Below are 13,219 nucleotides of genomic sequence, written 5' to 3' on the forward strand. Positions count from 1 at the left end.
TTATAAAAGTGGGAAAATATGTAAACTTTTTATAATATTAAAATGTTATAATATTTTATTCGAGTAAAGTCAATCGGGCTTTGCTGGCTTTTTGTTTCCTAAATAAAAGAGGGGGCAGCTTTAAGCTGCCCCCTCTTTTTCCACGGAAGATACAGTCGTAAGAACAACACTCTACACTTGCGTTATCTTCTACGCAACAAACCGCGCCTCTTCCCCTTTCTCGAGAACCCTTTACTCTGGAAAACGACCTTGGTCTCGAAGCTCTCGCTGGGGACCTCTGGGTGTTTCGAGACCGGGAGTTGCGCGTTTATAAGCCTCTCAATGCTTCGTATATCGTTACCCTGGTCAGGCGTGGCGAAAGATATGGCCCGCCCTTCGTGTCCGGCTCGACCGGTGCGCCCTATTCTATGAACGTAATTTTCCGAATCGTCCGGAAGATCATAATTTATTACCGTTTCGATACCGATCACATCTATGCCTCTTGCCGCGATATCGGTCGCCACAAGTACGCGGTATCTGCCGGATTTAAAACCTTCCAGCGCTTCTTTTCTCTGGGCAAGCGTGCGGTCCGAATGTATCTCCGCCGCTTTATGCCCCATTTCCTTTATCTGTCGCTTGATCTTGGCCGCGCCCCTTTTAGTGCGCGCGAAAAGCAGCACCGAGCCGCGATATTGATCGAGCAATTTAGCCAGGATCTTCTTCTTGTCCTCTTTCTTCACTATGAAGAGCTCCTGGATGATCTTTTCCGCCGTTGTTCCCGATGTCGCTATCTCTATGTGCACCGGGAGTTTCATGTGGGCCGTACCTATCGACACTATTTCCCCGGGTATCGTCGCCGAAAAAAGCATGGTCTGCCTTTTTTGCGGGACAAACCTGAGAATACGTTCTATATCCGGCTTGAACCCCATATCCAACATCCTATCGGCCTCGTCCAGTATTAATATGCTGACATCGTTCACCCGAAGCGTTGCCTGGTTCATATGGTCGATAAGCCTGCCGGGCGTGGCAATGATGACCCGCGGGTTCTTCTTCAACGCGCTCAACTGGGAATGCATCGACACTCCGCCTATGATCACCGCGGTCTTTATCCCGAATGGCGACGCGATCTTCCGGAACGTCTCATCCACCTGGATGGCCAGTTCCCTTGTGGGCACAAGCACCAGGCACCGGCCTTTCTCGCAGGACAACCGCTGTATGACCGGTATAGCGAAAGCCAGTGTCTTCCCCGTACCCGTCTGGGCGACACCGATTATATCCGCTCCCTCTATCGCCACGGGTATCGCCTTGTGCTGGATAGGGGTCGGTTTTGTGAACTTCAGACGGTCCAGTTCTTCCAATATTTTTGGAGCAATGCCCATACCGTCAAATGAGGCATTTGTTATCAGTTCTTTCGTCATAATATCTTTACACCTTACCTTTTTGTTCCATACCGCGGCCGGGAACACTCCCGTCCGCGGTATGTTCTTTTCTAGTATCTCCCGAAGGTCCGCCTCGGTTTTTCCTTCTGAGGCTTTGCTTCATTAACATTTATATTTCGTCCATCCATCGAACTGAGATTGAGCGCTTCCGCGGCGGCTTCCGCCTCGGCCGGGCTTGACATTTCGACGAACCCGAATCCCTTGTTCGGTATGATATTCACGGATTTTACCGTGCCGTACTGGGCGAACAGGTCCTGCAGCTGGATATTATCCACGCTGTAACTCAGGTTACCTACGAACAATTTACTTCCTTGCATCTCTCCTCCTTATTTTTGCTTCAATTTCTCGTCTATATAAGATATCAGTTCCCCTACGGTCTTTAAGTCATCCCCCTCCTTGCCCGGTATACGGATATCGAACTCTTCCTCCAATATCGACAAAGCCTCGATGATATCAAGCGAATCCGCCCCCAGGTCATCGGTTATCCTCGCGTTCTCCGTTACCTTTTCCTCCTTTATCTCCAGCTGTCGGGCAATGATACCCTTTATTTTTTTTGCCGTATCTGACATGTGTCCCCCGAATGTTCGTTCGTCATAAAACCATTTCTCTCGAGTTCTTCCACGGCCCCGGAGACCACCTCGTCTATCAGTTCTTTTACGGACACTATTTCCTTGATCCGAGAAACGTTGGTACCGGCGAGCACTACGGCGTTATCGATATCGCCTTCAACCGCGTCTATTAACGCCTTGGCTATACAGAACTGGACGGTCGCGGGATCGCACGTCCTAAGACATCTATAATTACAATTGAACGTTTTTCTCTCCCCGCGCAATACCTCATCAAGGAACCTCGTCTTGATCGCCTTCGCCGGCATACCCACCGGGCTCTGTATGAAAACGAGGTCTTCCTCTTCCGCGTTGATATAAAGTTCCTTGAACTCATCCGCGGCCGTGCATTCATGCGTAGCCACGAACCTTGTCCCCATTTGTACGCCCTTGGCCCCCATCTTCAGGACCCTGGCGATATCCTTTCCGTCAAAGATGCCGCCCGCGGCTATTACGGGTATGTTCTTCCCGTATTTTTTCTCGTACTTGTCGGTCACGGCCAGGATATCTTCCAGCGCGTCCTCCAGCAAAGGTTTCTCCTTTAGCTCCCCCTTAAGGTTTTCCAGTTCCTCAAGGCTGTATCCGGCTATATGCCCGCCCGACATCGGGCCTTCAACCACGAAAGCGTCTGGCAAACGATCGTAACGCCGTTTCCACGTCTTGATCAGGAGCTCCGCGCCTCTTGCCGAAGCGATAAGGGGTATTAATTTCGCGGAAGACTCCCCCGCGAATTCAGGCATACTTATCGGGAGTCCCGCCCCCGAAATGATATAATCAACCCCTTCTTGCGCCGCCGTCCTTACCATATCCTCATAGTTGCTGAGGGCCACCATGATATTCACGCCTATTACGCCATCAGACAGGTCCCGGGCTTTCCTTATTTCCATTTTCAGGTGTTCACGCGATGACTTGGGCACATCGGCCCTGTTCTCTTCGGTGTCCGGCGGTAACCCCACGCTCGCGATGGTACCACCCGCGCCACAATTCGCGACCGCGGCCGCTAAATATGAAGCGGATACCCTTACACCCATGCCTCCCTGTATAATAGGCACATCAATACAAAGATCTCCGATAACGAGCGGAGCAAGCCTGTTTTTCATTATTTCCCTCTTGTAGCGCCTCCGCGCTACTGTAAATTGCGATTAATCTGCTGAGTGGCTTCTAATCGAATAAGAAAGGTGTGAAAACATGAGCATCCTCGGGAGCGTCTATGAGGATATATCCAAAAGATTCAAACGCGAAAAGAGGCCGATCGCCTCCAATTAAGGTCGATTATACCACAAAGGCCACCCCGTCACAACATAAACCGGCAAATATCTTTGTAAGGGCCGTGGGGCTGGGATCAAGTCGTTTTTTATGCATGGTGCGCCGCAAAACCTGTCTGGGGGAGTCAGGACACACGAATTGGAAAGGGATCACCTCATTCTTTCATCTGTCCGTCCAAAAAGTCCAAAAGTAACCGCAACGATCTTTTCATGTCTTCAACTTTATCTTTTCCCAGGCTCTCGGACAATTTCTCCGAGAACTCTTTATGTCCGGTAAAAAGCTTGTCCAACGTTCCCTTTCCCCGTTCGGTAATGGTGACCATGACCTTGCGCCTGTCCTCCGGGGAATAGCCCCTTTCGACCATCTCTTTTTTTACCAGCTTGTTCATCAAGCTTGTCACGCCCGCGTGTGTTATCAGGAGTTCATCCCTTATCTCTGACATCGACAGCGTATCACAGTGCTGCAGGAGCATCAAGACCTGGTATTGGGAAAAAGTCAGCCCATAACTTTTAAGGTGTCTGCTCGCGTTCACGTACACTTTCTTGGCGATCTCCCTCAAAAAGTATGTTATGCTTTGTTTTTTCATGGTAAAACCCCTCAAACACGGGCTAAAGACTCGATCGCCTCCATCTCATTCGGAAAAATACTTATGACCGGCCTGAGCCCCAGGATATCCCGGTAGACCAGGAACTCTTTTGTCGCGTTTATGATGATCAGTTTTTTATTATTCGACTTTAATTCCGCGAAAAGGTTGACCAGCACCGCCAGGGTAGCGCAATCGACGCGACCGACATCCATGAAATCAATTATGATATGCTTATCGAACCTCTCGCCCTGGCTCTTTTTCTGTTCCCTTGCCCCGGGAATGGTCGACGCGTCCAGCGCCCCCTTAAGCCTGACAATGATGTACTCATCCATTTCTTTTATCTCTTTTATGCAGATAAGGTCACTTTCCCTTATGTGCCCTCCCCTTATGGCCACGTTAAGCCGGATCAGGCCTACTTCCAGTATTTCTTCCACCTTGCCCCTGATCATATCCGCCAGCTTATCCTTATCCGACATTCGTCTTCTTTCTCCTCTTCGAGATGAATTTAACGGCCTTTTCCGTAGAATAAAAGATCACCGGCGTGTACAGGAACGTGAATATTATCGACGCCGTCATGCCGCCGATAATGACCCCGGCCATGGAATATTTGAGCGGTGATATCATATAAAGCTGGGGAACAACACCCAGGATGATCGCGATGGACGTCATGAGTATCGCCTTGAACTTCTCGCTGGCCCCGAACCACAACGCTTCCTTAAGCTCCACGCCTTCTTCTATCTTAAGGATAGTAAAATCCAGGAGCAATATGGAATTGTTGACGACCAGACCGACCAGCATTATTATCGCGAGCATCGACGCGATATTGATCGATATACCGAAAAAGAAGAACATCAGGAAAACCCCGATGAACGACGTCGCTATGGACACGATTATCGATATGGGCCTCGTCATCGAATCCAATATCGCGCACAAAAGCATGAACGTCAATATTACCGCCAGGAGAAAGGCTTTTCCGATCTCCTGACCGCTCTCGTCCTGGTGTTCCGCCATCTCGACGAACTTATATCCATACCCCTCAGGCAGGCCCAGCTTGGCGAACTCCACGTCGGCTACTTCCCTTACCAGCCCCAGGGCGCCCTTGCCAAGAGTACCGTCCAGCCTTATTACCCGTTCCCTGTCCCGGTGTTTTATCTGAGGTACCGCTTTATCATAAACGATATCGCCGAGTTCCGTGATCGGTATCATGCCTTTTTTGGTTATCACGTCTATCTGGCTGATATCCTGGAGCGTCTCGGCGTAGTCTTCGTCAAGTTCGACGTTTATCTTATACTCCTCGCCTTTTTCCTTATATGTGTTAGAGTCGTCACCATAAATAGCCGCCCTCAACATATATCCTACCTGGGAGTTCGATACTCCATAAGTGGTCAGTTTTTTCTGGTCAGGAATGAACTTTATTTCTTTTTTCGGATTTTTATATGACGAAACGATCGCCCTGAAATACCCCGTTCCCAACAGAATATCCTTCATCCTTTCCGAATAAGTTATCAATTTGTCATAATCATCACCGAACACGTTTATAGACACATCGGCATCCCACCTGGCGCTGCGGGTAACGTCTATTTCGGCATCTGGTATATCCGCCATGAAAGGCAACAACTCGTTTATTATGTCATTGTCGCTTCTTTTCCTTTCAGACAAAGGTACCAGGGATATCTTGACGTTACAGTTCTCGACCCCGTTCTCGCCTATATTGGTAAGATAACTTTCCATTTCAGGTATCTGTTCGACCCTTCTCTCTATGATCTCAGCCACTCCAAGGGTCTTGTCCACGGTGGAGCCCTGCGGCATTACAACGGAGATATTCACCTCGTCCTGGTCGTATGTCGGCATGAACTCATTATCTATGAACGGCATTATGAACCTGAGCGCCCAGAAAAGTATGAACATGCTCAGGATCGTCCTCCCCGGATATTTCATCGTAGCGTCGAAGATCTCTTTATAAGCCCTTTTCATGGCCTCGACAACCGCATCGACCCCTTTCACCACCCACATAACAGGCCGGAAGAAACCCTTACCGGTCGAGGCGCCCAGCCCGGGTTCTTTCCTCATAAGAAGTCCGCACAGCATAGGCGTCAAAGTAAAGGAGTTTATCAGCGAGAATATGGTGGCATAAACTACCGTGAGCCCGAATGAGCGCATGAACTCCCCGACTATCCCGCCCATCATCGCGATAGGCGTGAAAACGACAAGATTCGTACCGGTAGCGGCAAGGACCGCTACGGCCACTTCTTTCGTCCCCGATACGGCAGCCTGCCTGGGATCGTCGCCTTTTTCTAGGTGCTTAAGCACGTTCTCCACGATAACTATAGCGTTAGCGATCAACGTCCCCAGACAAGTCGCTATCGCCAGGAGCGTCATGGAATTAATGGTGAACCCGGAGCCGGACACCAGCATCATGGTGGATATAAGTGATGTCGGGATAACAACAGCCGCTATGAACGTTATTTTGGCCCTGCCCGTAAAGATAAAGAGGATTATAACGGTCAGCAGGATACCTATGAAGATATTGTTGATCGTGTCATTCGTCTCCTCGATTATAACGTCCGTCGTATCATTGGCGATCTCAAGGGACATTCCATCCGGCAGCGACTTGTTGAATTCCGGAAACTTCTTCCTGATATCCCTGGATATCTGCACCGCGTTCCCGTCCGATACCTTTTTCACGGACAGGCCGACGACATCCTTGCCGTTGAACCTCGCGTAAGTATCGACCTTCTTGAACCCGTCCTCAACATCGGCTACGTTCCCGATCTTCAGACTTACTCCGTCCCGGGATGTTATCATCATATCCCGTATGGCATCGACATCCTCGAACTCGCCCACAAAACGCACACTGGTAGATGTGTTCTTCTCTTCCAGAAGCCCGCTCGGGACGTTGCTATTGGTGGCTTTTACCTTTTCTACGATGTCATATATAGTGATATAATTCTGCCTCATCAGGGCCGGGTCAGCCACGATATTTATCTGTCTTTCCTTACCTCCATAAATATCAACTTTTGCCACACCTTCCATGGAAGATATCTTTGCCTTCAGGACTTTGTCGGCGTATTCATACAGGTCACGGCTGTTATACTTATCACTTATGAGCACAAGGTCCATTACCGGCTCCATAAGCGGGTCGTATTTCTCTATTATGGGCTTTTCAATGGAATCAGGAAGATCGTTGAGGATACCCTCGACCTTATCCTTGACCTCTATGGATTTGATGTTCACGTCCGTCCCGAGGAAGAACTGCACATACACATATCCGAAGTTCTCATAAGAATCGCTCTGGATCTTCTCTATCGATGATATCTCGGATACAGCGTCCTCTATCTCATTGATGACCTGGGTTTCCACCTCCAAGGGCGTCGCCCCGGGATACTCGACCTTTATCGTAATGATCGGAAAGTCTATCTTGGGGTCCGCCTCTATCGGTATCTCCAGATAAGAAACGAGGCCAAGAATGACAAAGAACAGGACGAACATTATCGTCGTGACCGGACGTTTAACAAAAAATTCTATCATTTTCCCCTCACTGTTCGTCTATATCCCTGACCTTGTCGAACTGGGCCAGTTGTTTATGTCCCTCCACTATGACCAGGTCACCTTCGTTTATACCTTTAGCGACCACCGCCATGTTCCCGTATCTTTCCCCTACCTCCACCTCTTCGCGAACCGCCTTACCATCGACCATTTTCCACAGGTACTCCCCGCCCTCGTCTATATCGATAACGTTGTTAGAGACGGCAAAGCATTCATCATCAGACCTGTTCTCGATATACGCGACTATCTTGTCCTCTCCGCCAAGCGCCTTGCTCATGTCTACCCGGATCTTGTATAATCCGGCGTTCATGTCCCTGTCTTCACCAACCTCGTTGACCGTTCCATACTTCTCATGGCCGTTATTGAACATGTACACATCCTGTCCCACCTTGACCTTCTCCCTGACCTCGGATGTTACATATCCGTAAAAAAGACCGTCATCTTCCCTCACCAAAGTTAATTTCTGGTCCTTGACGATCGGGCATCTCACCGCTTTCCGGGTCCTTACCGGCTTCCCTTCCTTCTCCCACAAAGACGTTATGGTCACTATGTCCTTTGTCCTTTCATAGGTCACCATGCCCCTCTGCCTTATTACCAGGGCGATAAGCACGCAAAAAACGGCCAAATATACGAACATTCTTTTTTTGTTCTTCATCTTATATCCTTACACTGGTTAATCTGTCTATCTCGGCTTTCGTGGCCTTTATACCATATATCGTGGCTTCCCGTTTCAATTTCTCGTTCGTAAGCATAAGTTCGGCGTCGTTAAGCTCCAGGAGTGACACCTGCCCGGACGAGAACAGCTCCTGGAAAAGACTGAACGTTCTTTCCGCCAGATCGACCGCCTTGTTATTGGCTTCCAGCGTCTTTATATATTCATTGTACTCACTGATAGCGTTACCTAGCGCCAGCACCAGGTCCTTCCTGGCCTTTTTGAGATCCAGGTCGGCGTTCTCCTTGTCCAGCCTCGCCTGGTTGAGCCTGGCCTGCCTGGCCCCGCCTTCCCATATCGGGACATCTACTTTCACCCCCATGATACCGAACTGGTCCATCTGGTCCTTATTCCCTATATACGCCTTTTTAGCACTGTCACTCTGCCCCGCGTAAGTCCAGCTCCCGAAAGCCGCTATCGTCGGATAGTACTCCGCCTTGGACGCCCGGACAAGGTCCTCGAACGACCGCGCCTTGCTATCCAGCGCTTTTATCGACGGTTCCACCCGCAACAGCTTATCGACCATTTCTTCTTTGTTTATCTCGGAAAAACCCATCCCCGGGTCTATTTTCAGCTCTACACTCCCGGCGTCCTCTATGCCTAATACCCTTTTCAAAGTGTTCTCCGCCACTTTCTTGTCACTTTTCGCGTCATTAACAAGCGTGGACCTCGAAGCGATATCGGCTTCTATGTCTATGTTGTCCTTCCTGGACACCCTGCCGGCTGAGGACCTTTCTTCCAATATCCTCTTATTCTCCACCGCGTTAGCGTACGATCCGCATATGATCCTGTAGATATTGTCGGCTAACAGCAGGTTATAGAACGCCATCTTCCCGCTGTATTCCGCGTCCAGCCTGTTGGCTTCCTCCAGATATTTATTCACGTCCACGCCTTCTTTAGCCGCGGCTATCGCGTTACTTATTTTCCCGAAGGTCCACAATACCTGGCTGGCTTCAAGCCCCGTATCCACTTTGTAATCGCCTACGGCCCCTCTTTCATACCTGGCATTCACAGGGTACCTGGCATTATTTGTCCAAGTGAACGCCCCGTCAACATGGGGCTTCCAGGCCGCATTAGTTTCTTTCAGGATCTCACCGGCCTTTTTCACGTTGTTCCCCGATTGTTCTACCAGTTCACTTGTCTTGATAGCCATATCTACGGCCATGGCTATATCGATAACAATGGCCCCGCTATCCGTGGTATCCAGCCCGTCCTGCCCATAGGCTGTCGCGCATATCCGACAGATGAGTATTGTCATGAAAAGAACTTTTATGGCCCTCATTTCCGCACCCCGTTCCAGAATATTAACAACTGTTTGCTGACAATGTTCGCTATCTCTTCGTCCTTATATACTATCCGCATAAAAGGCAATCCCCCCAGTATCGACTTCAGGTATGTCACCATGTCCCTTTTCGTGAAAGTATCCTTGATCAACCCTTTCAAGATAGCCTCATTGGCTATCTCCTCCAGGCAATCCTCATGTGAGATATCCCGCATTGCCCCCTTCCCCTCCATTTCGGGGAACATATACAGGAACTCCAGGTGCGGAATGCTGATCTTCTGGGGCTTGAATCGTTCCTTTAAGATAACAGCAAAGATCTCGTTGGTCATGTTCCCGAGACTGAGCATTATACCCACGATGTTACCGAAGAACTTCTCTATCCATTTGATCGGATCTTTTCTTGAGACCACTTCATCCGCTTCCATGATGCTCTTCGCGTCGTATAAGGTAAGTATATAGTTGAATATATCCGCCTTTTGGGGGAAATAGTTGTAGAACGTTCCCTCGGAAACTTCCGCCCTTTCGCAAATACTCCTTATGGGAACATCCTCATACTTAGTATCCTTAAGGCTGTTCAGGAACTCCTGCGCCAGGAGCACTTTTGTTTTTGCCTGTTTCCTTTCCCTTAAGGATAGGCCTTCTTCGAATGCCAACATTACGCTTCCTCCTTGAAAAATAAAGCTTAGAGTAATTTTAGTGTACACTATATTTTTATAGTTGTCAATATTTTTTCACGACAATGGGGCACTTAGCTGTAAGTTGTTTATTGATAAGATATTAGCTGGATTGTTGGCCCGGTGGGCGCACTGCCAACATCATACGCCGCTGAAACACACTACCTGCTGGGCGACTATATCCGACATGATCCTGAGCCCGGAGGATCTGACATCGTAAACTTTTATAACATCCCCATACCTGTTGAATTCCGGGTCGGTCATGAGCTTCTTGAACAGGTTTTTCCTGCGCGCGAACCACGCGGTATTGAACACTGTATTTTTCTTTTCGGGGAAAAGCGCCACATAAAAAATATCCGTTTCCACGAGATCCTGGAAAAAATGTGTCCCGAAAGACAGCTCCGGCATAAGGTTCCCTTCGGAAAAAGCTATTTCACCTATGACCGCAATGTTGTTTATTTCCGCGAACTTTACCGGCACCCCAAGGGAAGGAGTAGAAGTCCCCCATCTCCCGGGCCCCAACAAAAGAGTTGGCATCTTATCCCGATCCTCTATCCCATGGTTAAGTTCGCCCAAGGCCCGCGCGATGTTGTATTTGTCCGCCAGGTTCAATCCGATGTATCTATGGGGATCCACATATATCACACGGCTTATGTCCCGGCTTACATTACCTCCGAGAAAACATCGTTCCGACCTGAAAAGCATGTTCTTCTTCATTATCCTCACAGGCATCTTCACCTTCTCGCCCACACCCCTGGCCTGGAGAGGCCTGCATTGCAGGAGATTTATCTTGAGATCGTTCTTACCCATGAAGTTGACCGTGAACTCTATCTCTATAGGATAATCGTAATTCTGCCTTAAGGTTTTCATGACGCCTTTTATCAAACGAAGGAATTTCCCCCGCGACAACAGCCTGTCAAACGTGATCACCTGCATACTCTTCGGGTTCCCGCCGTTCTCGTCGGCAGGATAAACGGCTTCTTCATCATTTATGGCTATGTGGTCCAATGCCGGACCGAGTTCTTCCGTCGGCAAAGACCTGAACGGCACTGTTTCGCAGATGTTATTTCTTATGTTTATAACGTCCACGTTATGCTGGGAGAACCTCCTCACATCCGACATATCCGCGTGCGGCTTTAAAAGAGGCTCGTCCAGTGCCACTATCCTGGGATAATCGCCCTCGACACGGTTAACCGCCCTCGTACCAAGACCGAGGACCAGGCGGAGCATGCCCGCTTCGGGCCGCATCTTCTCATTCCACACATAGGCATTATATGATATACCTACACCTCCGATATCCGGGAAGAAATAACCACCATGATGTGAACCCGATACCCTTTGCACAAGAAGCGCCATCTGTTCGTCCATCCCCGCCAATCCACGCTGACGCCTGTATGCCAGGGCGTCTTCACTCATAGTACTGGCGTAAACCGTCCTTATGGCTTCAACGAACCGGGCATACCGTTCCTCCGGCGAGCCCTGGTTCGGGCAGAATACACTCTCATACTTCCCGGCAAAAGCGTTACCGAACCCGTCTTCAAGTAAACTACTTGAACGGACAATTATGGGTGATGTCCCGAAATATTCGATTATTTGCTGGAATTGTTCGTTAACCTCTTCGTAAAATTTCCCATGTAGCATTTTCTCCCGCAGGACCTGTGCCGCGGAAAAATACCCTTCCCCGGTCTTCTGCTCCATACGCAACTTCCACCAGCCGTTCTGCACTATATACGAATAAAACACATCCGACCCAATATAGAACGAGTCATGCGGTTCCGCGAAGTCGTCCCAGCCAAGCGACCTGTTACCCTCCAGCATCTTCCTGGCCAGGAGCATCCCGGTCGTCTTACCGCCTATATAACCGGTACCTATTAACCTGGATTTGATCTCTATTAGCTCCCGAAGGCTGAATTTGCGGACAGACAACGAGAATATCTTGTCGTCCCTTCCTATCATTATCCGGCACAGCTTCCGGACCATTTTTTCAGCTTCCTCCCCATGGGGATCCGTCGCGGCCAGCTCCTCAGCCCGGAGGAATAACCTATCCCAGTGGTCAAGGTATCTTTTGGCGCTTTCTGTACCCTTGAGTTTTATGTACGATAATACCGCCGCCGCGTGCGCGCTATCGGTAATGGGCTCGAAGGTCTCGCCTTCCTTGAGATGTGGCAGGAACATCGTCGGGAAATACCTGTCCCATACCTTTAACGGATGCACATAATAATTACCTTCACACCGATATACATCCAAAAGAAGCTGGGTAGTCTCCCTTATCCGGGCTATGGTCTTGAAAGAATGGTTGTTACGGAGGATGGAAAAATACGCTATGGTATCCAGTTCATAAAGATACGGGCAAGTGACCATGAAAAAATTCCCTATCATGATATCTGTCGCCCATGCCGGCAAAAGATCAGACAGGCAATCGAACACGTAATAGGCACCTTTTCCTTCCCTGCTGATTATACTGTTGACCTGTGTAGAGAACGACTCAAAACCTTCTCCCGCGTTCAATTCACAGATCTTGACGTTAGCCCCGCGCTCCACCAGTGGGGCATGCGAGGAGAACCTCATATATATGACGTTCTTGCCGTCGGCCATGGCCTGCCTGACGAAAGGTCCGACAAAATCCATGTACTCCCGTATGTCATCTATCTGCCATACGACGTTGTCACCAAGCCGCAGATCGGATACTATTTTATCCAGTCCTTTTAATCCCGTACTTATGCTGATACTACACCTTCCTTATGTCCGGATAAACATCACAAGCTAAGCTGCCTTACCATTTTCCCATGAAACCTGGTGCGCATATGGCGTGGAAATATCCCGTGCGCAAGTTCTGTCCCGTAAGGGACAGCATGTCCGAAGCGTCAGGGATATTTTCATGCCAACTGATCATTTCACCCCGCCATACGACCCGGGACATCTCTTCCCGTCTATCGGTCAACCAGCACTACGCTTCTATAACACCCAGCATAGTGGGCTACGCCCGAAAGGGCATTGTATGTCCGGATAAACATCACAAGCTAAGCTGCCTTACCATTTTCCCATGAAACCTGGTGCGCATATGGCGTGGAAATATCCCGTGCGCAAGTTCTGTCCCGTAAGGGACAGCATGTCCGAAGCGTCAGGGATA

Annotated in this window: 11 protein-coding genes; all 11 read right to left on the bottom strand. The window is 49.3% G+C overall.

Annotated elements, in window-relative coordinates; all coding sequences use genetic code 11:
- Positions 1-182: 182 nt before the first annotated feature.
- Positions 183-1,397 carry a DEAD/DEAH box helicase gene (locus PHH49_02905; protein ID MDD5487899.1) on the bottom strand — a complete coding sequence of 405 codons (1,215 nt, stop codon included), beginning with the start codon at positions 1,395-1,397 and terminating at the stop codon, positions 183-185.
- Positions 1,398-1,468: 71 nt separating this feature from the next.
- Entirely contained in the window at positions 1,469-1,735 is a 267-nt protein-coding gene (locus PHH49_02910; protein MDD5487900.1) for an RNA-binding protein, read from the bottom strand.
- A gap of 9 nt (positions 1,736-1,744) precedes the next feature.
- On the bottom strand, positions 1,745-1,987 hold the full coding sequence (acpP, locus tag PHH49_02915) for an acyl carrier protein (protein MDD5487901.1): 243 nt from the start codon (positions 1,985-1,987) through the stop codon (positions 1,745-1,747).
- Positions 1,963-3,123, bottom strand: coding sequence for a nitronate monooxygenase family protein (locus PHH49_02920; protein ID MDD5487902.1), 1,161 nt, complete (start codon positions 3,121-3,123; stop codon positions 1,963-1,965). The genes acpP and PHH49_02920 overlap by 25 nt, the downstream gene beginning before the upstream one ends.
- Before the next feature lie 320 nt (positions 3,124-3,443).
- Positions 3,444-3,875, bottom strand: a complete 432-nt coding sequence (locus PHH49_02925; GenBank protein ID MDD5487903.1) for a MarR family transcriptional regulator — start codon at positions 3,873-3,875, stop codon at positions 3,444-3,446.
- A gap of 11 nt (positions 3,876-3,886) precedes the next feature.
- Positions 3,887-4,351, bottom strand: a complete 465-nt coding sequence (locus PHH49_02930) for an STAS domain-containing protein (protein ID MDD5487904.1) — start codon at positions 4,349-4,351, stop codon at positions 3,887-3,889.
- Positions 4,341-7,403 (bottom strand): efflux RND transporter permease subunit, encoded by a 3,063-nt coding sequence (locus PHH49_02935; protein ID MDD5487905.1) that lies wholly within the window; start codon positions 7,401-7,403, stop codon positions 4,341-4,343. The genes PHH49_02930 and PHH49_02935 overlap by 11 nt, the downstream gene beginning before the upstream one ends.
- A 7-nt stretch (positions 7,404-7,410) precedes the next feature.
- Positions 7,411-8,076 (bottom strand): hypothetical protein, encoded by a 666-nt coding sequence (locus tag PHH49_02940; protein MDD5487906.1) that lies wholly within the window; start codon positions 8,074-8,076, stop codon positions 7,411-7,413.
- Between the two features lies 1 nt (position 8,077).
- Positions 8,078-9,415, bottom strand: coding sequence for a TolC family protein (locus tag PHH49_02945; GenBank protein MDD5487907.1), 1,338 nt, complete (start codon positions 9,413-9,415; stop codon positions 8,078-8,080).
- Complete coding sequence (locus PHH49_02950; GenBank protein ID MDD5487908.1) at positions 9,412-10,071, bottom strand: TetR/AcrR family transcriptional regulator; 660 nt, start codon at positions 10,069-10,071, stop codon at positions 9,412-9,414. The genes PHH49_02945 and PHH49_02950 overlap by 4 nt, the downstream gene beginning before the upstream one ends.
- A 159-nt stretch (positions 10,072-10,230) precedes the next feature.
- A complete protein-coding gene (locus PHH49_02955) occupies positions 10,231-12,717 on the bottom strand; it encodes a PEP/pyruvate-binding domain-containing protein (protein MDD5487909.1) in 2,487 nt (828 codons plus the stop codon).
- Positions 12,718-13,219 lie beyond the last annotated feature (502 nt).

The sequence above is a fragment of the Candidatus Omnitrophota bacterium genome, from assembly GCA_028715965.1.
Lineage (GTDB): Bacteria > Omnitrophota > Gorgyraeia > Tantalellales > Tantalellaceae > JAQUQS01.